The sequence below is a fragment of the Sphingobium cupriresistens LL01 genome, assembly GCF_001046645.1.
Taxonomy (GTDB): Bacteria; Pseudomonadota; Alphaproteobacteria; order Sphingomonadales; family Sphingomonadaceae; genus Sphingobium; species Sphingobium cupriresistens.
Map to the genome: position 1 here is coordinate 1481496 of NZ_KQ130434.1, position 24718 is coordinate 1506213.

18 protein-coding genes are annotated in these 24718 nt (G+C 66.1%); 14 read left to right on the forward strand and 4 right to left on the reverse strand.

Annotated elements, in window-relative coordinates; genetic code table 11:
* Positions 1-13: 13 nt before the first annotated feature.
* From tsaE to trxA, 6 genes are read left to right on the forward strand one after another with little or no spacing between them, the layout of a single operon-like run.
* Positions 14-433 carry a tRNA (adenosine(37)-N6)-threonylcarbamoyltransferase complex ATPase subunit type 1 TsaE gene (tsaE, locus tag V473_RS07255; RefSeq protein ID WP_408021507.1) on the forward strand — a complete coding sequence of 140 codons (420 nt, stop codon included), beginning with the start codon at positions 14-16 and terminating at the stop codon, positions 431-433.
* A complete protein-coding gene (locus V473_RS07260) occupies positions 430-1416 on the forward strand; it encodes an aminoglycoside phosphotransferase family protein (protein ID WP_066602027.1) in 987 nt (328 codons plus the stop codon). Before tsaE ends, V473_RS07260 begins: the two co-directional genes overlap by 4 nt.
* Positions 1413-2123, forward strand: a complete 711-nt coding sequence (locus V473_RS07265) for a nucleotidyltransferase family protein (RefSeq protein ID WP_066602029.1) — start codon at positions 1413-1415, stop codon at positions 2121-2123. The genes V473_RS07260 and V473_RS07265 overlap by 4 nt, the downstream gene beginning before the upstream one ends.
* Positions 2116-5085 carry a double-strand break repair protein AddB gene (gene addB / locus V473_RS07270; RefSeq protein WP_066602031.1) on the forward strand — a complete coding sequence of 990 codons (2970 nt, stop codon included), beginning with the start codon at positions 2116-2118 and terminating at the stop codon, positions 5083-5085. Before V473_RS07265 ends, addB begins: the two co-directional genes overlap by 8 nt.
* A complete protein-coding gene (gene addA, locus V473_RS07275) occupies positions 5066-8539 on the forward strand; it encodes a double-strand break repair helicase AddA (RefSeq protein ID WP_066602033.1) in 3474 nt (1157 codons plus the stop codon). Before addB ends, addA begins: the two co-directional genes overlap by 20 nt.
* Positions 8540-8565: 26 nt before the next feature.
* Complete coding sequence (trxA, locus tag V473_RS07280; RefSeq protein ID WP_066602036.1) at positions 8566-8886, forward strand: thioredoxin TrxA; 321 nt, start codon at positions 8566-8568, stop codon at positions 8884-8886.
* A gap of 54 nt (positions 8887-8940) precedes the next feature.
* Here trxA and V473_RS07285 read toward each other — a convergent pair whose 3' ends face one another.
* Genes V473_RS07285 through V473_RS07300 form a run of 4 tightly spaced genes read right to left on the reverse strand, consistent with a single transcriptional unit; the run spans position 8941 to position 13161 of the window.
* A complete protein-coding gene (locus V473_RS07285) occupies positions 8941-9549 on the reverse strand; it encodes a glutathione S-transferase family protein (protein WP_066602038.1) in 609 nt (202 codons plus the stop codon).
* 11 nt (positions 9550-9560) lie between these two features.
* Complete coding sequence (locus V473_RS07290; protein ID WP_066602041.1) at positions 9561-10355, reverse strand: inositol monophosphatase family protein; 795 nt, start codon at positions 10353-10355, stop codon at positions 9561-9563.
* Positions 10355-11581, reverse strand: coding sequence for a bifunctional glutamate N-acetyltransferase/amino-acid acetyltransferase ArgJ (argJ, locus tag V473_RS07295; protein ID WP_066602043.1), 1227 nt, complete (start codon positions 11579-11581; stop codon positions 10355-10357). Before argJ ends, V473_RS07290 begins: the two co-directional genes overlap by 1 nt.
* 32 nt (positions 11582-11613) lie before the next feature.
* Positions 11614-13161, reverse strand: a complete 1548-nt coding sequence (locus V473_RS07300; protein WP_244884347.1) for an ArnT family glycosyltransferase — start codon at positions 13159-13161, stop codon at positions 11614-11616.
* Between the two features lie 257 nt (positions 13162-13418).
* Here V473_RS07300 and secA point away from each other — a divergent pair, with 257 nt between their 5' ends.
* The 8 genes from secA (at position 13419) to V473_RS07340 (ending at position 24716) form a co-directional block, all read left to right on the forward strand.
* Positions 13419-16154, forward strand: coding sequence for a preprotein translocase subunit SecA (secA, locus tag V473_RS07305; protein ID WP_066602045.1), 2736 nt, complete (start codon positions 13419-13421; stop codon positions 16152-16154).
* A 127-nt stretch (positions 16155-16281) separates the two neighbouring features.
* On the forward strand, positions 16282-16638 hold the full coding sequence (locus tag V473_RS24255; RefSeq protein ID WP_066605272.1) for a PilZ domain-containing protein: 357 nt from the start codon (positions 16282-16284) through the stop codon (positions 16636-16638).
* 249 nt (positions 16639-16887) lie between these two features.
* A complete protein-coding gene (locus V473_RS07315; RefSeq protein WP_082679110.1) occupies positions 16888-16977 on the forward strand; it encodes a potassium-transporting ATPase subunit F in 90 nt (29 codons plus the stop codon).
* Positions 16978-16990: 13 nt separating this feature from the next.
* Positions 16991-18694 (forward strand): potassium-transporting ATPase subunit KdpA, encoded by a 1704-nt coding sequence (kdpA, locus tag V473_RS07320; protein WP_066602050.1) that lies wholly within the window; start codon positions 16991-16993, stop codon positions 18692-18694.
* 12 nt (positions 18695-18706) lie between these two features.
* Positions 18707-20740 (forward strand): potassium-transporting ATPase subunit KdpB, encoded by a 2034-nt coding sequence (gene kdpB / locus V473_RS07325; protein ID WP_066602051.1) that lies wholly within the window; start codon positions 18707-18709, stop codon positions 20738-20740.
* A 24-nt stretch (positions 20741-20764) separates the two neighbouring features.
* Positions 20765-21355 (forward strand): potassium-transporting ATPase subunit KdpC, encoded by a 591-nt coding sequence (gene kdpC, locus V473_RS07330; RefSeq protein ID WP_066602055.1) that lies wholly within the window; start codon positions 20765-20767, stop codon positions 21353-21355.
* Entirely contained in the window at positions 21352-24018 is a 2667-nt protein-coding gene (locus tag V473_RS07335) for a sensor histidine kinase (RefSeq protein ID WP_066602058.1), read from the forward strand. The genes kdpC and V473_RS07335 overlap by 4 nt, the downstream gene beginning before the upstream one ends.
* Positions 24015-24716 (forward strand): response regulator, encoded by a 702-nt coding sequence (locus V473_RS07340; RefSeq protein WP_066602060.1) that lies wholly within the window; start codon positions 24015-24017, stop codon positions 24714-24716. The genes V473_RS07335 and V473_RS07340 overlap by 4 nt, the downstream gene beginning before the upstream one ends.
* Positions 24717-24718: the final 2 nt, after the last annotated feature.

A 24718-nucleotide genomic window follows, 5' to 3' on the forward strand; every position in this document is an offset into this window, starting at 1 on the left:
CGGTGAAGCGGCGATGCTGGACCTGGGCCGGCGGATCGCCGGCCATGCGCGGATCGGCGATGTGATCGCGCTGGAAGGCGGGCTGGGCGCGGGCAAGACGACGTTGGCGCGCGGTCTGCTGGAAGCGTTGGGGCTGGATGGCGAAGCGCCCAGTCCCAGCTTCGCCATCGTCCAGCCCTATGACGTGCCGGAGGTGCGCCTGCCGGTTGCGCATGTCGATCTCTACCGGCTGGACGATGCGGCCGAAGCCGAGGAACTGGCGCTGGGCGACTATCTGATGGACAGTCTCCTCATCATCGAATGGCCCGACCGGCTGGGCGATGCCCTGTGGCCCCACGCCCTGCGGTTGAGCATCGACTTTGCAGGCGATGACGCGCGGCGCTTGACAGCGGACGTGCCGGACGCTTGGACGGAGCGATGGTCACAGATATGATCCCACCCGCCGCCGCGCCCGCCTTCCTCGCCGACGCGGGATGGAGTGACGCCGCCATCGTACCGCTCGCCGGCGATGCGTCATTCCGCCGCTATTTTCGCGTGCTGGACGGCGGCCGTCGCGCCGTGCTGATGGATGCGCCGCCACCGCATGAAGACCCGCGCCCGTTCATCGCCATCGCCGAACATCTACTGGCCGATGGTTTCGCCGCACCGCGGATATTGGCGCGCGATCTGGAGCAGGGCCTCGTTCTGATCGAGGATTTCGGCGACCTGCGGGTCAAGGAACATCTGGACGCCGATCCGGCCGAGGAACGGGCGACCTACGCCCGTGCGATCGACCTGCTCGCCGACCTGCATCGCCTGCCCGCTGCGCAAGTGCCGCCCTATGACCGGGCCGTCTATCAGCGCGAGGTCGGGTTGCTGACGGAATGGTATTGCCCGGCGATCGGGCTGGATGTCGATGCCGATGGCTATGTCAGCGCCTGGGACGCGGTGCTGCCGCTCGTGGAGCAGTCGATCAGCCCGACGGTGACGGTGCTGCGCGATTATCATGCCGAAAATATCATGCTGATCGATCGCGACTCTTCGCATGGCCTGGGCCTGCTCGATTTTCAGGATGCGCTGGCGGGCCACCCGGCCTATGATCTGGTATCATTGTTGCAGGACGCCCGGCGCGATGTGCCGATCGAGGTCGAGGCGGCGATGCTGGCCCATTATAAGGCGATCGCCAACCCGCCCGCCGATTTTGACGCCGCCTATGCGGTGCTGGGTGCGCAGCGCAATGCCAAGATCATCGGCATCTTCACCCGGCTGTGGAAGCGCGATGGCAAGCCGCGCTACCTCTCTTTCCTGCCGCGCATGTGGGGATTGCTGGAGCGTGACCTGACCCATCCGGCGCTGGCGCCCGTCGCCGCATGGTTTGCCGCCAACATCCCTGCCGACCAGCGCCATGACGCGCTGCAAGAGTTCGCGCCCGCATGATCGACACCGCCATGCTGATGGCCGCCGGGCTGGGCAAGCGGATGCGTCCGCTCACCGCGACCCGGCCCAAGCCGCTGGTGAAGGTGGCTGGCAAGCCGTTGATGGACCATGCGCTCGACCGGCTGGAAGCGGGCGGTATCAAGAAGGTTGTGGTCAACGTCCATTATCTGGCCGACACGGTCGAAGCGCATCTGAAAGCGCGGAAATGCGGGCTGGATTTCGCCATATCGGACGAGCGGGCCAAGCTGCTGGAAACCGGCGGCGGCCTGATCCGGGCGAAGCCGCTGCTGGGCGACAAGCCCTTCATCTGCGCCAATAGCGACAATTTGTGGATCGACGGGCCGCAGGAAACGCTGGCCATGATGCAGCGGATATGGAACCCGGAGCGGATGGACGCGCTGCTGCTGCTGGTGCCGCTGGCGCGCGCCAATTGCCACACTGGGCCGGGCGATTTCCACATGGATGCCAATGGCCGGTTGAGCCGGCGCAACACCGCCTATGTCGCGCCCTTTGTCTTTACCGGGGTTCAGATATTGTCGCCGTCGATGCTGGTCAATCCGCCCGGCGATATGTTTTCCACCAATATCTTCTGGAACCGCGCGATCGAGGCTGGGCGGCTCTATGGCGTGTCGCATCAGGGCCTCTGGTTCGACGTCGGCACGCCACAGGCCATTCCGGTGGTGGAGTCGATGCTCGCTCATGGGTGAGAAGACGCGCCCCGCGCTCTTCACGATCCCCGCGCATCGCGCCTTCGCCGACGCGCTGGCGGCGGGATTGCTGGCGCAGCATCGCGGTGATCGCATGGCGCTGGCGCAGGCCATGGTCCTGCTGCCCAACAACCGCGCGGTCCGGGCGGTGAGCGACGCCTTCGTCCGGCAATCGGGCGGTGGGCTGCTGCTACCCCGGCTGGTCGCGATCGGCGACCCCGATCTGGGGGAACAGGTGGGCGGCGCGCTCGACCCGCTGGGGGAGGCCGACCCCGTCCCGCCGGCGATCGCGCCGATTCGCCGCCAGATGATCCTGGCGCGCATGGTGCAGGATGCGCAGCCGGGTATCGATGCCGGACAGGCGCTGCTGCTGGGACAGGCGCTGGGCGCGGTGCTGGACCAGATGCAGGTGGAGCGCGTGCCGATGACGGCGTTGCGCACGCTGGCGCTGTCGGACGAATTGTCAAAGCATTGGCAGACGTCGCTGACGATGTTCGAAATTTTGATCGCCCGCTGGCCCGGCGAACTGGCGCGGACCGGATGCATCGACCTGGCGGACCGGCGCAACCGGCTGTTCGATCGGCTGGCGGCGCGTTGGAAGGACCATCCGCCGTCAGGCTTCGTCGTCGCGGCGGGCCTGTCGACCACCGCGCCCGCCGTCGCCAACCTGCTGCGGCGGATCGGCACGATGCCCAAGGGCATGGTGGTGTTCGCCGGCCTCGACCAGCATATGGACGATGATGCGTGGCAGGCGATCGGGCCGTTCGATCCCGATCCGATCACGGGCCGCGCGCCTCAGGGCCATGAAAGCCATCCCCAATATGCGCTCAAGCGCCTGCTCGACCGCATGAGCGCAACGCGGGACGATGTCGCGTCATGGCGCTGGGGCAGCGAGCATGATGCGCGGGCGGTGCGTGGGCGCAATATCTCCAACGCCATGTTGCCGCCCAGGCTGACGAGTCGCTGGCGCGACCTGAAGACCGCTGACCGATCGCTAGCGGGGGTAGAGGCGCTGGAAGTGGCGACGCCGGGCGAGGAAGCGCAGGCCATCGCGATCGCGCTGCGCGAGGCGCTGGAGACGCCGGAACGCACCGCCGCTTTGGTCACGCCCGACCGGCAACTGGCGACGCGGGTGTCGGCGCATCTGCGGCGCTGGGGCATCGAAGCGGACGATTCGGCGGGCTTGCCGCTGTCGCGCCTGCCATCCGGCACCTTATTAATCGCGATGGCGCAGGCAGTGGCGGAGCGGTTCGCGCCGGTGGCTTTGCTGACCCTGCTCAAACATCCGCTGGTGATGCGGGGCGAGGACCGGCTGGCCTGGCTGGAGGGGGTGCGCGCGCTCGACCTGCTGTTGCGCGGGCCGCGGCCGCAGGCGGGGTTGGTCGGCATCGACCTGCTGCTGCATCCGCGCGCGGACGACCGGCAGCGAGTGTTGCGCGAGCAGGTGCGCGATTGGTGGCCGACGGCGCGTGCGCTGCTGGAGCCGCTGGAAAGCGCCTTTGCCGCTGCTGCCGACCTGAGCGGACAATTGGCGGCGCTGCGCGAACAGGCCGGCGTCCTGACCAACGATGCCGTCTGGGCCGGTCATCAGGGCCATGCCGCCGCCGACCTGTTCGCCGAGATGGAAGCCGCCGCGCCCGAAGGCCCGCGGCAGGCCGATCCGCGCGCGCTGCCGGTGCTGCTCGACCATATGCTGGGCGGCGTATCGGTGCGCCCTCCCCAGGGCGGCCATCCGCGCATCAGCATATTGGGGCTGATCGAGGCGCGGCTGATGCAGGCGGACCTCATGATCCTGGGCGGCCTCAACGAAGGCACATGGCCGGGCCTGCCCTCGCCTGATCCCTGGCTCGCCCCGCGCATCCGGCGCGAACTGGGGCTGCCTGGGCTGGAGACGCGCATCGGCCTGGCCGCGCATGATTTCGCAGGGGCGCTGGGCGCGCCGCATGTCCTCATCACCCGCGCGCGGCGGGGCAGCGGTGGGCCGGCGGTGGCGTCGCGTTTCTGGCTGCGGCTGAAGGCGATGGCTGGGCCGCAATGGAAGACGGCGGACCGCTATGCGGCGCTGGCGCAGGCGATCGACGCGCCGGGCCGGCATAGTCCCGCCGACCGTCCCGCGCCCGCGCCGCCCGCTTCCGTCCGGCCGAATGTTATCCCGGTCACCGATGTCGATCGGCTGAAGGCCGACCCCTATGCCTTCTACGCCAAGCGGGTTTTGCGCCTCAATCGGCTCGATCCGGTGGATGCCGATGCCGGACCGGCGTGGCGCGGCACGGCGGTCCACGACATTCTTCAGCGCTGGGCGGAGGCGGGGACGTTCGACCCCGCCGATCTGGAAGCGCGCGCCCGCGCCATGTTCGACCAGCCCGAAGTTCATCCCTTGCTCAAAGCGCTGTGGCAACCCCGCCTGATCGAGGCGATCCGCTGGATCGCGGCGCAGGTCGCCAGCGACAAGGCGGAGGGGCGCGCCATATTGGCGGTGGAGAAGGAAGGGCGGGCCGACATCGCCGGGGTCACGCTGATGGGCAAGGCCGACCGGATCGACCGGCTGGCCGACGGGCGTATCGGCATCATCGATTACAAGACCGGCAAGCCGCCCAGCGCGCGGCAGGTCAAGGCGGGCTTTTCGCTGCAACTGGGGCTGCTCGGCATCATCGCGGAGCTGGGCGGGTTCGAGGGGCTGGGACCACGGCCGCAAGCGGGCGATTTCGAATATTGGTCGCTCGCCAAGAAGGGCGATCAGTTCGGCTATCGCGAACGGCCGGTCGATGCGCTGGGCAAGCGCGACAAGATCGTCACCGACCAGTTCACCGCCCACGCCCATGAACATTTCGAAGCGATGGCCGATGCTTTCCTGCTTGGCACGACCCCTTTCCGCGCGGAGATCAACCCCGAAGTCGCCAATTATGGCGATTATGACCAGCTGATGCGGCTGGAGGAATGGTATGGCCGCGACGATGGCTAAGACCCGCGCGCTTCAGAAATTGCTCGGCGATCAGGCGCGCGCCGCCGCGCCCGACGGGCATGTCTGGCTGTCGGCATCGGCCGGCACCGGCAAGACCCATGTGCTGACCGCCCGCGTCTTCCGCCTGTTGCTGCAAGGGGTGCGGCCGGAAAATATCCTCTGCCTCACCTTCACCAAGGCGGGCGCGGCGGAAATGGCCGACCGTATTCACGATCGCCTCGCCGCCTGGGTGCAGATGGAAGAGGTCGACCTGTTCAACGACCTGGAGGCGCTGGACGAAGAGTCCGGGCCTGAGGCGCGCGACTATGCCCGGCGTCTGTTCGCCGAAGTGCTGGAATCGACCGGCGGCGGGCTGCGCATCCAGACCATCCATGGTTTTTGCCAGCAATTGCTGACCGCTTTTCCGCTGGAGGCCGAATTGACGCCGGGCTTCCGCCCGCTCGACCAGCGCGAACAATCGAGCCTGGCGCGCCAGACGCTGGCCGACATGGCGGTGCGTGCGCATGACGGGGACGACGCAGCGCTGATCGGCGCATTGCAGGCGATCAGCCTGCGCTTGGGCGAGGGCGGGGCCGAACAGTTTCTGTTGCGCTGCGCGGCGACGGGCGACGCGCTCGATGCGCTACCGGAGGCGATCGGGCCTTGGCTGGCGCAGGAACTGGAGCTGCCCGAAGGCGATATCGATCAATGGCTTGCCGACCAATGTTCTGACACGATGTTCGACATGCGCACGCTGGACGGGATCGTGCGCGCCAATGTGGAATGGGGCAAGGGCCGGGGGCTGGAGCGGTGCGATCGCATCGCTGCGTGGCGCGCGCTCGATCCGGCCGGGCGGGCGGCGACGCTGGGCGATCTCCATCGTGCCTGGAGCAAGGCGGACGGAGACCTGATCGACGCCAAGGGCTGGGTGCCGCCGATCGACGGTTACATCGAGATGGCGGCGCGGCTGTACGACAGGTGCGGCGCGCTGATCGCGATGAAGTTGCGCGCCGACTACGCCGCGCTGCTGGGTCAGGCGCTCCATGCCGGGCGGGCCTATGCGCGTGATTATGCCAAGGCCAAGCGGCTGGCCGGCGCGGTCGATTTCGACGATCTGATCGCGCGCACCGCCGCCTTGCTGGAACAGCCCGGCATCGCCGAATGGATTCGTTACAAGCTGGACCAGCGGATCGACCATATATTGGTGGATGAGGCGCAGGACACCAATATCCGACAGTGGCAGATTGTAGCCGCTTTGACGTCCGAATTCTTCGCTGGCGAAGGCGCAAAGGGCGACAAAGTCAGAACTGTTTTCGCCGTCGGCGACTTCAAGCAAGCCATTTTCGGCTTTCAGGGGACTAGTCCCGCCGAGTTTCGCGCGGCCCGCATAGCTTTTTCGCGATATGCAGATGAAGCTGGGCATGATTTCTTCAACCTGTCGCTCGACCAGAGCTTTCGCTCGACGCCCGCCGTGCTGGAGGTGGTGGACCGCACCATCGCCACGCTGCGCGCCGAACGGCTGGGTATGGACGCGGGTGAGGTGCGCCATGTCAGCGCCAATCGGCATCCGGGTGAAGTGCAATTGTGGAAGCCCGTCGTCGCGGGTCTGTCGGAAGATGCGGAAGGCGAGGAGGATTGGGCGGCCGATCAGGAGCGGGTGCTGGCCGGCAAGATCGCGCGGCAGATCAAGCAGTGGATCGACGATGGGCTGATGCTCGAAAGCCGGGGGCGGCCGGTGCGCGCGGGCGACATCATGATCCTGGTGCGCCGCCGCAGCGAACTGGCGCGGCTTATCGTCGCGCGGCTTTATGAGGAGAAGGTGGCGGTGGCCGGGATCGACCGGTTGCGGCTCAACGCGCCGCTGGCCGTGCGCGACCTGCTCGCCGCATTGCGCTTTGCGGTGCAGCCGGAAGATGAGCTGAACCTGGCGTCCCTGCTGGTATCACCGTTGATCGGCTGGACGCAGGACGAACTGATGGTGCGGCTGATCGGCCGCAAGATCGGTGCGGGTCTGTGGCGACATCTCCAGCAGACGATGGACGATGCTACGCTAAAACCGCTGCGCGATCTGCTGGCGGTGGCGGATTTCACCACGCCCTATCGCTATCTGGAGGCGATATTGTCGGGGCATATGGACGGGCGGCGGCGGCTGGTCGAGCGGCTGGGGACCGAGGCCGCCGATCCGATCGAGGAATTGCTGAACGCCGCGCTTGCGTTCGAAAGCGACGATCATCCCTCGCTCCAGCGCTTCATCGACTGGTTCGACCGGGGCGAGGTGGAGATCGTCCGCGATGCCGCGGCGCAGGGCGACATGCTCCGGCTGCTGACCGTGCATGGCGCCAAGGGTTTGCAGGCGCCGATCGTCATCCTGGCCGACGCCTGCCTCGACCCCGATGCGAGCAACCGGTCGGACTCGCTGCTGTGGAACGGCCTGCCGATCCTGGCCCCGCGAAAGGCCGAACGGCAGGGGCCGATCGGCGACGTCGCCGAAGCGGCCGCACAGGTGGAGCGGGAGGAGCATTGGCGGCTGCTCTATGTCGCGCTGACCCGCGCGGAAGAAAAGCTGGTGGTCGCCGGATCGCTCGGCCCCCGCGCCAAGGGGGAGGTGAAGCCGGAAAGCTGGTATGCGGCGGTCGAAGGGGCGATGATATCGCTGGGTACAGACTGGGAGGCCGATCCGCTGTGGGGCGGGGTGCGCCGCTGGCGCGGGACGGAGCAACTGGAACCGCGCAAGGCGGAGGGGGAAGAGGCGCGCGCATCGATGCCGGTCGTCCAGCCCGCATGGCTGCGCGAACCGGCCCCCGCCGAATCGCGCCCGCCCCGGCCGCTCGCGCCGTCCGCCCCGGTAGAGGATGACATGCCCTATCCGCCACCGACGCAGGCGATGCGGGCCGCGGCCGAACGCGGGCGCTGGCTCCACGCGCTGTTTGAACGGCTGCCCGACCTGTCCGCCGAGCGGCGACGCGATGCGGCGGATCGCTGGCTGGTCCAGCAGGGCGTGGGCGATGCGGCGCAGCGCCATGACCTCATCGACCAGGCGATCAGGGTGATCGAAGCGCCGGATTTCGCGGCCCTGTTCGGCCCCGATGCGCTGGCCGAAGCGCCGATCGCGGCCGTGGTGGGCGAGGCGGTGATCGCCGGCACCGTCGACCGGCTGTCTATCGGCGCGGATCGCATCCAGTTGGTCGATTTCAAGACCGGGCGGATCGCGCCGCTGACCCTGGCAGAAGTGCCAACCGCCCATATCCGGCAGATGGCCGCCTATGTCGCGGCGCTGGGCGTGATCTTCCCCGACCGGACGATCGAGGCGGGGCTGCTCTACACCAGCGCGCCGCGACTGATCATCCTGCCGCCCGCGGTGCTGGCGGCGCACAAGCCGGGCCTCGCGCCGTTTGCGGCGCAGAAGCCCGACTATCTGCCCGCGCAGGAGAATTTGCCGCTCTCACCCGTTGAGCGGGATGCGCACCCGTCCTAGATACGCTGCAACATAAGGAGATACTCATGGCCACCAAGGCAGTTACCGACCTCAGCTTCCAGGATGACGTCATTAATTCGGACAAGCCCGTCCTCGTCGATTTCTGGGCCGAATGGTGCGGGCCGTGCAAGATGATCGGCCCGGCTCTGGAAGAAATTTCCGAAGAACTGGCCGACAAGGTGACGATCGCCAAGATCAACATCGACGAAAATCCCGATGCGCCGGGCCAATATGGCGTGCGCGGCATTCCGACGATGATCCTGTTCAAGAATGGCGAAGCGGCCGCGACCAAGGTCGGCGCCGCGCCCAAGAGCGCGCTCAAGGGCTGGATCGAAAGCGTTCTCTAATGCTCATGCGGTCGTGCCGGGCCGAACGGTCTGGCACGACCGGCACAGCCGGCCCTATGTCAGCGGGATCATCACCGACTGGGCATAGGCCGGTCGCGTGCGCAGCCGATCGTACCAGGCACGCACATGCGGCACGTCGGGCCGTTCCATGTCGAGCGTGAAGAAAGTGTGGGCATAGACGCCCATCGGCACGTCCGCGACACCGAAAGCGACACCTGAAAGCCATGGTTGCACTGCGAGCGTGCGGTCGAGGATTTTCATGGCCACGCCCGATGCCGCCGCAGACGTGGCCAGCAACTGTCCATCTCGCTGTTCGGGCCTGCGCCGCACCAATTGCAGGAACGCGTCGCGCTGGGCGTCGGCGAAGGCGAATTGCCAGTCCATCCACTTGTCGCCCTGCGCCCGCTCCGCCGGATTGGCGGGCCACAAGCCAAGGGCGTAACGCGCCGCCAGATAGCGCAGGATCGCGTTGGATTCCCACAGCATGACGTCGCCATCCTCGATCGTGGGGATCAGCGCATTGGGGTTTTTCGCCAGATAGTCCGCGCTCATGCCGAACGCGCCGCCGACATCGTGGCGGACATAGGGCAGGCCGATCTCGTCCGCGAACCAGGCGACCTTCTTCACATTATGCGAGTTCAACCGGCCCCAGATCGTCAGCATCGCATATCCTTCTAACCGAACAGCGTCGCCGCCGCCTTGTCCCACAGCCGGGGCGAGGATGCGCCCATCAGCCCGCGTCGCAGGTCGCCCACGACATAGGGCGTGCCGTCGGTGCGCTGGCAGCAGCCGCCCGCTTCGTTAACGAACAAAGTGCCCGCCGCATGATCCCAGGGCAAGGTCCGCGCGAACACCGACACGTCGTTCTGCCCCAGCACCAGCCGCGGATATTGCTCCGCGGCGCAGCGGGGAATGTCCACCAGCATGAAGCTGGCCTCCGACCTGCGCACCATGTCGGCGCGTTCCTCGGCCGACATGAAGAAGGTCGCCAGCGCCGCGATTGGCAGCGCGCCGCCCGTTTCGCGCGCCTGCACCTGGCTGCCATCGACATGACTGCCGCCGCCCAGCATCGCATGGCATAGCCGCCCGGTCAGCGGATCGAGTATCCAGCCCGCCAGCGTCGCGCCGCCATCGACTAGTGCGATGATGATGCCGAAGGGGGATTTGCCCGCGGCGAAATTGCCGGTGCCGTCGATCGGGTCGATGATCCAGTTCAGCCCTTCGCCCGCCCGGTCGAGGATCGCCGGGTCGGCGGCGCAGGCTTCCTCGCCGATGATCCCGGCTTCGGGCAGGAGGGCGGACAAGCCTTCAGCCAGCCGCGTTTCGCTTTCCTTGTCGGCGATGGTGACAAAATCGTTCGTCGCCTTTTCGCTGATCTCGTCGCTGGCCAGATTCTGGTAGCGCGGCATGACGATGTCGCGGCCCACCGATCGCATCAGCGCCACGACGGGATCATGCAGTTCCAGCATCAGCTGCGATAATCCGCGTTGATCGAAATATAGCCGTGGGTCAGGTCGCAGGTCCACACCTGCGCCCGGCCTTCGCCCAGCCCCAGGTCGACGCCGATCTGGATGTCCTGTCCTTTGAGATGCGCCGACACCGGGGCTTCGTCATAGCCCTCGACCGCCAGGCCGCCAGTCGCCACCTGCGTCGCGCCGAAGCGGATCGACAGTGTGTCGCGGTCGGCGGGTTCGCCTGCCTTCCCGACCGCCATGACGACGCGGCCCCAATTGGCGTCTTCGCCGGCAATCGCAGTCTTCACCAGCGGCGAATTGGCGATGGAGAGGGCGATGCGATGGGCGCTGGCGTCGCTGTCCGCGCCTTCGACTATGATGTCGATGAACTTGGTCGCACCTTCGCCGTCGCGGACCACCAGATGGGCGAGTTGGCGGCAAAGGTCTTGCAGCGCCGCCTGGAAGGCGTCCGCCCCGGCATCGTCCATGCTGGCGATCGGCGCATGGCCCGCCTTGCCGGTGGCGAAGGCCAGCACGGTGTCGCTGGTCGACGTGTCGCTATCGACCGTGATGCAGGAGAAGCTCTTGCGGTTCGCCGCCGACAGCATCTGTTGCAACAGGGCCGGATCGACCGCCGCGTCGGTGAAGATATAGCCCAGCATCGTCGCCATGTCGGGCGCGATCATGCCCGATCCCTTGATGATGCCGACCAGTTCGACCCGCGTGCCGCCGATCATCGCCGACACATGCGCGCCCTTGGGATAGGTATCGGTCGTGCCAATCGTGGTCGCGGCCTCTTCCCAGCCGCAGGGCGTGGCGGTGAAGGCGGCTTCCAGTCCGGCTTCGGCCTTGTCGATCGGCAGTGGCACGCCGATCACCCCGGTCGAGGAGACGAAGATGTCCGATGGCAGGCAGGCGAGATGATTGGCGACCTTGGCCGCGATCGCTTCCACCGCGGCGCGGCCGCGATGGCCGGTGAAGGCGTTGGCGTTGCCGGCATTGACCACCAGCGCGCGCGCCTGCCCAAGCGGAATGGCGTCCCGGCACCATTCGACTTCGGGCGAGGGACATTTGCTCTGGGTCGTGACGCCGGCAACGGCGGTGCCCGCGTCCAGCTCGACATAGGTAAGGTCGCAGCGATCCCAATTCTTGTATCGCGCGCGGGCGACACGCAGCGTCACGCCGTCGATGGCGGGCAGATTCGGGAATGAAGCGGGAGCAAGGGGGGAGCGGTCGGTCATGGCGCGCGAAATGCGTCAAAATCGGGCATGGGTCAATCTTTCCGCGACACCAGGAGTTCTGGCGCGCGGAGATATAAACGCCCCACGCCATCCGGCATCGCCACCATGCGATAGCCCCGCTGGCGGGCATAGGCGACCAGTGGGTCATCGGGGCGGAGTGGCAATTTGCGGGTGCCGCCTTCATAGCCGGTCAGGATGGCGGCGGGCGGATCGCGGTCCATGTCGGGCAGCGTCGCCGGGATCATGGCATGGACCTGCCGCGCCAGCACCGGTCCCATGGTCCAGCCTGTGCGCCAGGCGAAAGGGCCAGTGGCGAAGCGCGGGTCGAGGGTGAGGCCGCTGCCCAAGATCATATGCGGCGACAGGGTGGCGACGTCGTCCCCCCGGCCCATGGCGCGCACGCTCGCCCCGGCCCAGCGCGCGGCGGCGTCCGCCTCCAGCACCGGCGATCCCGTCCGCAGCATCGCCACGACATGCCGGGTGGCCGCCAACATGCCGGGAATCGCGGCGAGGCAAAGCAGGCCGAGCAGCGCCTGACGCGGCGCGAACGACCAGCGCCGTGCGTCGTCGAACAGATAGCCGAGCGCCAACGCCAGCGGCGGCAACAGGGGCATGACATATTGCACCTGCGACGGCGTGGGCAGCGCCGCGCCGATCAACGCGCCCCCGGTCATCCAGATCGCCAGCCGCCGTCCGGGCGAGCGCACACGCCGACGGGTCATGATCCAGTTGGCCGACAACAGGAGCAAGGCGGCGAGCGCCGGTCCCTTCCACAGATATTTGAGCAGGTCGGTCAGCTTTTCGATCGTCGCCAGTTCATCGAACGCGCCGTTGGCGGCGTACCAGGCGTGCGGCGCGGTCGCGCCGAAGGTCAGCACGCCATAGAAGAAGGCGTCCGGGGCCAGCGCCCAGGCGACCAGCATCGGCGTCATGCCCGCCATCGCGCCCACCGCCAGCCAGCAGGCGGCGCGCAGGCCGCAACGGCCGCCCGCGCTGATGACGAACAGGCCGGTCATCAGCCCCAGCGGGGCGAAATTCAGCTTGGTCGCGATGGCGAGGCCGAACAGCGATCCGGCCGCGAACCAATAGCGGGGCGTGCAATGGCGCAGCGCAAGCAGGCTGACAAGCAGCGCCATGGACGACAGCAAAGTCGGCAGCATGTCGTTGCGCACCACCGCGCCGGTGAACTGGAAGGCGGCGGTCGCCCCAACGAGCAAGGTTGCGATTGCGGCGCTATCGCGCGAAATGCCCGCGATACGCTGGCCCGCCCACAGAGTTGCAACAGTGCAAAGGGCGGTGGCAGCCGTGGCCAGCCGCATCGCCACGACCATATGATCGGGAAACAGCAAGGTTAGCGGCGCGAAGGTCCAGCTATGCAAAGGCGGCTGAAGATACAGAAAATCGTGGAAGATCAGCAGGCGACCGCCAAAGTAGGCGCCGGCGACATATTGGCTTTCGTCATGGTCGAACGGAGTCGCGATCGCGGTCAGGCCGAACCAGAGGATCAGCGCCATCGCCACCAGCGTGGCGACCGGTAGAGCGCTGCTGGGCGCGCGCGCCAGGACGATTGAACGATACACTATGCGACCCTTGCTCTTGTCGCGCTCTTGTGGCGCAGCTTGCGCGAAGTGCAAAGCCTTCGCGTTGGCATGACGCCACCGCCCGTTCAAAGCCCCCTGACTAATACCCACTGGCGTGATTATGTGACGGCCCAGCGACAGACTGGGTTAAGCCGCAGTCTGATTGACTAAAGGATGTGCCGTGCCTAAATCGCGGCGCATATCCGCGCGCGCTCCTGATGAGGGGGTTCGTGCCCCTTACGAAATTAGGAAATCGCATGTTCGGCGCACTCGCCAAGTCCATCTTCGGATCGTCCAACGAACGCTATGTGAAGTCGCTGGGCAAGACCGTCGACCAGATCGCCGCCTTCGAACCGGCGATGCAGGCCATGAGCGACGAGGAACTGGTCGGCCAGACGGCGAAGTTCCGCGAACGGCTGGCCAATGGCGAAACGCTTGACGCGCTCCTGCCCGAAGCCTTCGCCACGGTGCGGGAAGCCGGCGTGCGGGTATTGGGGATGCGGCATTTCGACGTGCAGATGGTGGGCGGCATGGTCCTCCATCGCGGCGAAATCGCCGAAATGCGCACGGGCGAGGGCAAGACGCTTGTCGCGACGCTCGCCACCTATCTGAACGCGCTAGAGGGCAAGGGCGTGCATGTCGTCACCGTGAACGATTATCTGGCCAGTCGCGACTGCGAATGGATGGGCCAGGTCTATCGCTTCCTGGGTCTGACCACCGGCGTCATCGTGCCGAACATCAGCGAAGACCAGCGGCGCGAAGCCTATGCCGCGGACATCACCTATGCGACGAACAACGAGCTGGGCTTCGACTATCTGCGCGACAATATGAAATATGACCGCGCGTCGATGGTCCAGCGGCCGTTCAACTATGCGATCGTCGACGAGGTCGATTCGATCCTGATCGACGAGGCGCGCACGCCGCTCATCATCTCCGGCCCCACCGACGACAAGTCGGAACTGTATGTCGCGGTCGACGCGATTGTGAAGCAGTTGGTCGATGAAGATTATGAGAAGGATGAAAAGCAGCGCACCGTCACGCTGACCGAGGACGGCACCGAGAAAATCGAGCGTCTGCTGGAAACCGCCGGGCTGCTCCAGGGCAGCAACCTCTATGATTTTGAAAATACGCAGGTCGTGCATCATGTGAACCAGGCGTTGCGCGCCGTGGTGATGTTCCGCCGCGACATCGATTATATCGTCAAGGATGGCAAGGTCGTCATCATCGACGAATTTACCGGTCGTATGATGGACGGACGCCGCTGGTCGGACGGCCTGCACCAGGCGGTGGAAGCCAAGGAGGGCGTCCAGATCGAGCCGGAGAACCAGACGCTGGCGTCGGTCACCTTCCAGAATTATTTCCGAATGTACCCCAAGATTTCGGGCATGACCGGCACCGCGTCGACCGAAGCGACCGAATTCTACGAAATCTACAAGATGAACGTCGTCACCATCCCGACTAACAAGCCGGTGCAGCGGGTGGACGAACAAGACAGCTTCTACAAGAATATCGAGGACAAGTTCCGCGGCATCGCCCGCACGATCAAGGAACATGCGGAGAAGGGCCAGCCCGTGCTGGTCGGCACCGTGTCGATCGAAAAGTCGGAAATGCTGTCTGAGTTCCTCAACCAGGACGGCGTGCCCCACGCGGTGCTGAACGCCCGCTTCCATGAGAGCGAAGCGCATATCGTGGCGCAGGCGGGCCGCAAGGGCGTGGTGACGATCGCCACCAACATGGCGGGTCGCGGCACCGACATCCAGTTGGGCGGCAATCTGGAACTGCGCGTTGAGGACGAATTGCGCGACATGGCCGAAGGGCCGGAGCGCGACGCCGCGATCGAGCGCATCCGCGCCGAAATCGCCGCCGAAAAGGCCGAAGTGCTGGCGGCGGGCGGCCTGTTCGTGCTGGCGACCGAGCGCCACGAAAGCCGCCGTATCGACAACCAGTTGCGCGGCCGTTCGGGCCGTCAGGGCGATCCGGGCCTGTCGCGCTTCTACCTCAGCCTTGACGACGACCTGATGCGCATCTTCGGCCCGGATACGATGTTCGCCAAGATGATCCGCTCCAACCTGGAGGATGGCGAGGCGTTGCCCCCGTCAAAATGGCTGAGCAAGGCGATCGAGACGGCGCAGCGCAAGGTCGAGGCGCGCAATTACGATATCCGCAAGCAGGTCGTCGAATATGACGACGTCATGAACGACCAGCGCAAGGTCATCTACGAGCAGCGCGCCGACATCATGGATGCCGATACGGTGGACGACGTGGTCGCCGACATGCGCCGTGAGACGGTGAACGACCTGGTCGGCGCATCTTGCCCGCCCGGCACCTATCCCGAACAATGGGACATGGACCGGCTCAAGGCTCGCACCGCCGAGATACTGGGCCTGGAGCCGGACTTCGACGCTTGGCTTGCCGAGGATGCGGTCGATCCCGAACTGATCGAGGAGCGGCTGTCGGCGATGGCCGACGACGCCGTCGCGGACAAGGTCAGGGAGGTCGACTCGTCCGACTGGCACATGATCGAGAAGTCGATCCTGCTCCAGAGCCTGGACCATCATTGGAAGGAGCATCTCTCGACGCTCGACGCGCTGCGCCAGGTGGTGCATCTACGCGCTTATGCGCAGAAGACGCCGATCAACGAATATAAGCAGGAAGCCTTCGCCCTGTTCGAACGGATGCTGGAGAATATCCGCGAGGACGTGACCGGATCGATCGCGCGCGTGCAGTTCCGCATGGATGAAGCGCCCATGCCGCAGTTCGACCTGCCGGTGCTGCCCGATTTTATCACCACTCATATCGATCCGTTTTCGGGCGAGGATAACAGCGCCGACATCGACGGCGGCAGCTTTGGCGGCCTCACCACCACGATCCCGCGTGCGCCAGTGGGTACTGGCCAGCCCGGCGAGTTCGCCAATCTCGACATCAGCCGCAATGCCCCTTGCCCCTGCGGTTCGGGCGAGAAGTATAAGCACTGCCACGGCGCGCTGGCCTGAATTGACCGGGGCGGGCAAGGTCCGCCCCTTTGCGGCCAACCGATCGTTAACCAGCCGGCTTAGTCTTTTCGCAACTTCGCCCGCCGAAAATGACCTGACTCCGGGGGGCATACCGGGAGAGATGGCGATGGATAGCATTTCCTATCGGGCGCGGGTCGAACGCAGGCGCGAAAGTCGCTTTGCTACGGAAGTCGGCGGAATGTTGCACTGGGATGGCGTTAGCCAGCCTGTGACCATCCGCAATATCTCCATCTATGGGGCGCTCGTCGCCGGAACCTGGCTCCCGACGCTCGGGGAGCGGGTCACGCTGATCGCCGATGGGCTGGAAGTATGCGGCACAGTGATCTGGGAAGGGCCGGACCGCTGCGGCCTGTTGCTCAGCCGCGCGGTCGATCCGCTGGCCGTCATCGCCGAAGCGCGCGTCCATGCGGCCGACCATCCGCCGATCACGCTGCATCGCATCGGCCCCGGCACCTACGCCTGAAGGCGCGGCCTGCGCCTGACGCATAAAATCATACGCAAATACTATGCGGGCGACGCGCTCCTCCTCTCGCATTCCACCGCGCCGACCGCCTAATTGACGTCCCGTAGCCGATCCTGCCGCCTTCCGCGGCGACGGCGTGCGGGAGAATTTTCATGCAGGACATCCTCTGGATCGGCCTCACCCTGGGGCTGGCGGCGGCGAGCCTTGGCTATGTCGCGCTTTGCGACCATGTATGAGGGGACAGCCATCATGACCCTAGACCTCTGGTTCGCAGCGATCGCTGCGCTAGGCCTTCTCGCCTATCTCGCCGCCGTGCTCGCACGGCCCGAACGCTTTTAGGGGGAGGGACGACATGACCCTCCAAGGATGGCTGCTGATCGCGGCCTTTGTCGGCATATTGCTGGCGCTCACGAAGCCGGTCGGCCTGTGGCTATTCGCTTTGTATGAAGGGCGGCGCACGCCGCTGCATACGGTATTCGGCCCGGTCGAGCGGGGCTTTTATCGCCTGGCGGGGATCGACCCGGCGCAGGAGCAGGGCTGGCGGCGCTATGCCGTGCATATGCTGCTGTTCAACCTCGTGCTGGCGCTCTTCACTTACGCGGTGCTGCGCTTGCAGGGGTGGCTGCCGCTCAATCCGATGGGCTTTGCGGGCACGAGCGAACATCTGGCGTTCAACACCGCCATCAGTTTCACCACCAACACCAACTGGCAGAGTTATGCGGGGGAATCGACGCTGTCGAACCTGTCGCAGATGCTGGGCCTGGCGATCCATAATTTCCTGTCGGCAGCGACCGGTATCGCGCTCGCCTTCGCGCTGTTCCGTGGCTTCGCCCGGCGGAGCGCCACGACGATCGGCAGTTTCTGGGCCGACATGACGCGGGTGACGCTCTATCTGATGCTGCCGCTGTGCATCCTCTACGCGCTATTCCTGATCGCGAGCGGTGTGCCCCAGACGCTGGCAGGATCGGTCGATGTGACGACTCTGGAGGGCGTGAAGCAGACGCTGGCGCTCGGCCCGGTCGCCAGCCAGGAAGCGATCAAGATGCTGGGCACCAATGGCGGCGGTTTCTTCAACGCCAACAGCGCCCATCCGTTCGAAAATCCGACCGCGCTGACCAATTTCGTCCAGATGCTGTCGATCCTGGTCATCGGCATGGGCCTGACCTTCACTTTCGGCAAGGCGGTCGGCAATACCCGGCAGGGCTGGGCGATATTGGCGGCGATGCTGACGATCTTTCTGATCGGCGTCACCATCACCTATTGGCAGGAAGCGGCCGGCAACCCGATCCTGCATGGCATCGGCGCTACGGGTGGCAATATGGAGGGCAAGGAGGTGCGCTTCGGCATTGCGGCCTCGGCGCTCTTCTCGGTCGTCACCACAGCGGCCAGCTGCGGCGCGGTCAACGCCATGCATGACAGTTTCACCCCGTTGGGCGGGATGGTCCCGCTGTTCAACATCCAGTTGGGCGAAGTCGTCGTCGGCGGCGTCGGCGCGGGCATATACGGCTTTCTGCTGTTCGCCATCCTGGCGGTGTTCGTCGCCGGGCTGATGGTCGGGCGGACGCCCGAATATGTCGGCAAGAAGATCGAGGCGCGCGAGGTGAAGCTCGCGGTGCTGGCCATCGCGGTGCTGCCGCTGGTGATCCTGGGCATGACCGCGATCGCCAGCGTCACGCAGGCGGGCCTCGCCGGGCCGCTGAACAGGGGGCCGCACGGATTTACCGAAATCCTCTACGCCTTCACCAGCGCGGTCGGGAATAACGGGTCGGCCTTTGTCGGCCTCGCCGCCAACACGCTCTTCTATAACGGCCTGTTGGGGGTCGCGATGTGGATCGGCCGTTTCTTCATCATCGTGCCGATGCTGGCGATTGCGGGCGGGCTGGCAGCCAAGAGCCACACGCCGGAAACGGCCGGCAGCTTCCCCACCACCGGGCCGCTCTGGACCGGCCTGCTGATCGGCATCGTGCTGGTCGTGGGCGGCCTGACCTTCCTGCCCAGCCTCGCCCTCGGCCCCGTCGCCGATCATCTCGCGATGATCCACGGTCAGACCTTCTAACGGAGCATCCTCATGGCACGCACTGCGTCCAAATCGCTCTTCACCGCCGACCTGATCCTGCCTGCGGTTGGCGACGCCTTTCGCAAACTTGTCCCGCGCGAACTGATCCGCAATCCGGTGATGTTCACTACCGCCATTGTCGCGGTGCTGCTCACCATTCTGCTGGCGGTGGGGCAGGACAGCCTGTCCCTTGGCTTCAAGCTGCAACTGGTCGTCTGGCTATGGCTGACGGTGTTGTTCGGCACCTTTGCCGAAGCGCTCGCCGAAGGGCGGGGCAAGGCGCAGGCGGCCTCGCTGCGCGCCACCAAGGCCGAACTGACCGCCAAGCGGCTGAAGAAGGACGGCGAGGCCTTTGACGCCGTCCCGGCCAGCGCGCTGCGGATGGGCGACGTCGTGCTGGTCGAGACTGGCGACCTGATCCCGTCCGATGGCGAGGTCATATGGGGCGTCGCTTCGGTCAACGAAGCTGCCATCACCGGCGAGTCCGCGCCGGTGATCCGCGAGGCGGGCGGCGATCGTTCTGCCGTAACGGCGGGCACCCGTGTCATTTCCGATCAAATCAAGGTGCAGGTGACGGTCAATCCGGGGCAGGGTTTCCTCGACCGGATGATCGCGCTGGTCGAGGGGGCAGAGCGGCAGAAGACGCCCAACGAGATCGCGCTGACGCTGCTGCTGGTCGGCCTGACCATCATCTTCCTGATCGCGGTGGCGACCATCCCCAGCTTTGCCCATTATGCCGGCGGGGCGATCCCGGTCGCGGTGCTGGCGGCGCTGTTCATCACACTCATCCCGACCACCATCGCGGCGCTGCTGTCCGCCATCGGCATTGCCGGCATGGACCGGCTGGTACGGTTCAACGTGCTGGCCAAGTCGGGCCGGGCGGTCGAAGCGGCGGGCAATATCGATGTGCTGCTGCTCGACAAGACCGGCACGATCACCGTAGGGGACCGCCAGGCGACCGAGTTTCGCACCGTAGGCGGCGCCAGCCAGGCGCAACTGGCGGAGGCCGCATTGCTCGCCAGTCTTGCGGACGAGACGCCGGAAGGCCGGTCGATCGTGCTGCTGGCGCGCGAGCGCTTCGGCCAGACGGCGCAGGCGCTGCCGCAAGGCGCGGAGATCATCCCCTTCAGCGCGCAGACCCGCATTTCCGGCGTCGAGACAGGCGGCACACGGATTATCAAGGGCGCCGTGGATTCGGTCATCAAGGCTCTGGGCGACAATCCGGTTGCTGAAGAGATGGAACTGCACCGCATCACCGACGAGATCGCTCGCGCGGGCGGCACGCCGCTGGCGGTGGCGCAGGATGGCCGGTTGCTGGGCGCGATCTTCCTGAAGGATATCGTCAAGGCGGGCATCCGCGAGCGGTTCGGCGAATTACGGCAGATGGGCATTCGCACCGTCATGATCACCGGCGACAATCCACTGACCGCCGCATCGATCGCGGCCGAAGCAGGCGTGGATGATTTCCTGGCGCAGGCGACGCCGGAGGACAAGCTGGCGCTGATCCGCAAGGAACAGCAGGGCGGACGGCTGGTTGCGATGTGCGGCGATGGCACCAATGACGCGCCGGCGCTGGCGCAGGCCGATGTCGGCGTCGCGATGAACACCGGCACCCAGGCGGCGCGCGAGGCGGGTAACATGGTCGATTTGGACAGCGACCCGACCAAGCTGATCGAGGTGGTGGGGCTGGGCAAGCAACTGCTGATGACACGCGGGGCGCTGACCACCTTTTCGGTCGCCAATGACGTCGCGAAATATTTCGCGATTATCCCGGCCATGTTCGTGGCGCTCTACCCCGGCCTTGGCGTGCTAAACGTCATGGGGCTGGGCACGGCGCAAAGCGCGATCCTGTCCGCGATCATCTTCAATGCGCTCATCATCCCCTGCCTGGTGCCGCTGGCGCTCAAGGGCGTCACATATCGGCCGATCGGCGCAGGGCCGCTGCTGGCGCGCAACCTCGCCATTTATGGGCTGGGTGGACTGATCGTGCCGTTCGTGGGGATCAAGCTGATCGACATGGTCGTCAACGGCCTCGGCCTCGCCTGACCGCCCGACAACGGAGATTTTGACATGCTGACTGATCTGAAATCCGCCATACGTCCGGCGCTCGTCATGACCTTGCTCTTCGCGCTGCTGCTAGGCGTCGCCTATCCGCTCACGCTAACCGGCGCGGGGCAGGCGATCTTCCCGGCCCAGGCGAATGGCAGCCTGGTGCGCGACAAGGGCGTCGTCATCGGTTCCACCATCGTCGGCCAAGGCTTCACGTCCGACCGCTATTTCCACAGCCGCCCGTCGGCGGCGGGCAAGGGCTATGACGGCCTTGCCTCGTCCGGCTCCAATCTTGGCGCCACCAGCCAGGCGCTGGTCGACCGGGTGAAGACCGATATCGCCCGTTATAAGACTGCCACACCCGATCGCCCCGTTCCGTCCGATCTGGTGACGGCCTCCGCCTCCGGGCTGGACCCCCATATCGGACCAGAGGCGGCTTTTTATCAGGTCGATCGCGTCGCCAGGGTGCGCGGCATGGACCCACGGCAGGTCCGGTCGCTGGTAGCGGGCAGCGTCGACCGGCCGCTGCTGGGCTTCCTGGGCAATGCGCGCGTCAATCTGTTCGAACTGAATCGACGGCTGGACGCGATTGGCGCTAAGCAGGCGCGGTGAACGAGACAGCGCGCCCGGACCCCGAAGCCTTTCTGCGCGCCGCCGCGCAGGAAGGTCGCGGGCGTCTGAAAATCTTCCTGGGTTCCGCGCCCGGCGTCGGCAAGACCTATGAGATGCTGACGGAAGGCACGCAGCGCGCGAAGGCGGGGAGCGACGTGGTGGTCGGCATCGTCGAGACGCATGGCCGGCGCGAGACGGAGGCGCTGGTCCATGGGCATGAACTGATCGCCCGCCGGATCGTCCCGCACCAGAATCAGAGCCTGACCGAGATGGACATCGACGCCATTTTGGCGCGGCAGCCGCAATTGGCGCTGGTGGACGAACTGGCGCACAGCAATGCGCCGGGCAGCCGTCATCCCAAACGCTATCAGGATGTCCAGGAACTGCTGGCGGCGGGGATCGACGTCTATTCGACGCTGAATATCCAGCATCTCGAAAGCCTGAACGATGTCGTCGCCTCCTTCACCCGCGTCCGGGTGCGCGAGACGGTGCCCGACAGTGTTCTGGAGGATGCCGAGATCGAAGTGGTGGACCTGCCCCCTGACGAGCTGATCGAGCGGCTGAAGGACGGCAAGGTCTATATCCCGCAAGAAGCGAGCCGGGCGCTCACCCATTTCTTTTCCAAATCGAACCTGACCGCGCTGCGCGAACTGGCGCTGCGGCGCGCGGCGCAGGCGGTGGATGCGCAGATGCTGGAATATGTCCGCGCACATGCGCTGGCCGGCAGCTTTGCGGTGGGGGAGCGGGTGGTCGTTGCGATCAGCGAGCAACCGAGCGCGCCGGGGCTGGTCCGCGCCGCCAAGCGGCTGGCCGATGCGTTACGGGCACCCTGGACCGCAGTGCATATCGAAACCCGGCGCAGCGCGATCCTGTCCGACGCGGAGCGGCAGGGCCTGGCTGAAACGCTGGCGCTGGCGTCTCGGTTGGGGGCGGCGACCGCCAGCATTCCCGCACGCAACGTGGTCGAAGGGCTGCGCCGCTTTGCGGTCGACGCGCGTGCGACCCAGATCGTGATCGGCAAGTCAAGCCGGTCCTGGTGGTTCGAACTGCGGCACGGATCGGTGGTCGATCGGCTGGTGCGCGATACCGGATCGGTGGCTGTGCATGTCCTGCCGTCGGACGACGATGCGCCGGTGCGGGTCCGTTCCAGGGCGATGGCGAGCCCCTGGAGCAAGCCAGCCGATTACATCATGACCTTGCTGGCGGTCATGGCGATGACGGCGATCGGCCGGTTGATGGTGGAAGCGATCGACCTGGGCAATATCGCCTTGCTCTACCTCGTCCCCGTCATGTTCGCGGCGGCCTCCTATGGCTTGCGCGCGGGATTATTCGGCGGACTGGCGTCGAGCCTCGCCTATAACTTTTTCTTCCTGCCGCCCACCGGCACGCTGACCGTCAGCAACCCGGAAAACATCATTTCCATCCTGGTGCTGCTGGGCGTCGCCATCGTGACCGCGCAATTTGCCGCGGGTGTGCGGGCGCAAGCCAATCTTGCGGGCGAGAGCGCGCGGCAGAATGCGGCGCTGGCGGGCTTTTCCCGCCACCTGACCGTCGCGGCCAGCGAAGAGGAATTGATGCAGGGCGTCTGCGCCGAAATCGCCCGGTTGCTGGACGTGCGCACCGTGCTGCTGACCTCGTCCGCCGTTGGGCCGACCTTGCGCGCCGCCTTTCCGCCCGAAGACCGGATGGAGCAGATCGAGAAGGCGGCGGCGCAATGGGCAATGGACAATGTCCAGCCCGCGGGCCGCGGATCATCGACCCTGACCGCGTCCGACTGGCTGTTCCATCCGCTCCATACCCAGCGGGGCGTGCTGGGGGTGCTTGGCATCGCGCGCGACGACGCCGGGCTGGCGCTGCGCCCCGACCAGATGCCGCTGCTCATCAGCCTGCTCGACCAAGCGGCGATCGCGCTCGATCGGATGGCGCTGGAAGAACAGATGCTGGACGTGCGCCATGTGCGCGAGCGCGACCGGCTGCGCGCGGCGCTGCTGTCGTCGGTCAGTCACGACCTGCGCACCCCGCTGACCACCATATTGTCGGCGGCGCAGGAATTGCGCCGGGATCATGCTCTACCGCTGGCCGAACTGATCGAAGGGGAAGCGCTGCGGCTCAATCGCTTCGTCGCCAACCTGCTGGACATGGCGCGGGTCGAGGCCGGCGCGCTGCCGATGCGGATCGAGGCGACCGACCTGTTCGACGCTGTCGCCAGTGCGGTGCAGGACAGCCGCCAGACGCTGGCCGGGCGAGAGGTCAAGGTCGACATTCCGCCCGACATTCCGCTGGTCCGGGTCGATCCGGTGTTGCTGCACCATATCCTCCTCAACCTGCTCGACAATGCCGGGCGCTATGGCGATCCCGGCACGCCCGTCACGATCCGCGGCGCTCGCACCGCCGACGCGCTGCTGCTGTCGGTGATCGACCAGGGGCCGGGCATCCCGCCGGGCGCCGAATATCGGCTATTCGACAGTTTCACCCGCATCGAGGGGAACGACCGCGCCAAACATGGCACCGGCCTGGGCCTCGCCATCGTCAAGGGGTTCGCCGAGGCCATGGGATCGACCGCGCAGGCCGCCAATGCCGCTGATCCGCCGGGCGCCTGTTTCACCATCCGCATCCCCGAAGATTGCATAATCAAGGACATGCCCCAGGACGAGCGACCATGACCACACGCCATAAAGTGCTGATCGTCGACGACGAACTGCATATCCGTCGATTGATTCACAGCGCGCTCGCCCGTGCCGATTATGAGACAGTGGAGGCGCAAAATGCGCGCGCGGCGCTCGACCTGCTGCACGAGGCGTCGCCCGATATCGTCATCCTGGACCTGGGCCTGCCCGATCGGGACGGGCTGGAACTGGTGCCGCTGATCAAGCAGCGGTCCGACGCTACGCTGGTGGTCGTGTCGGCGCGCGAGGCGACCGAGCAGAAGGTGGCGGCGCTGGATCTGGGCGCCGACGATTATCTGACCAAGCCGTTCGACACCGACGAATTGCTGGCGCGGCTGCGCGTCGCGCTGCGCAACCGGCTGACGCGCGAGGGGGGGGTGTCGACGGTCAAGGCGGGCGATGTGGAGATCGACCTGCTGGCGCGGATGGTGCGCAAGAGCGGCCATGAAGTGCATCTGACGCCCAAGGAATATGGCGTGCTGGTCCAGTTGGCGAAATTCCCCGGCCGCGTCATTACCCATGGCCAGATCATGGCGCAGGTGTGGCCGCGCGAGGTCGAGCATCATGTCGAATATCTGCGCGTGCTGGTCCGCACGCTGCGCCACAAGCTGGAGGACGATCCGCAACGGCCGCGGATCATCGGCAACGAACCGGGTATCGGCTATCGGCTGCGGACGGATGGCGAGGGGGGATAGGC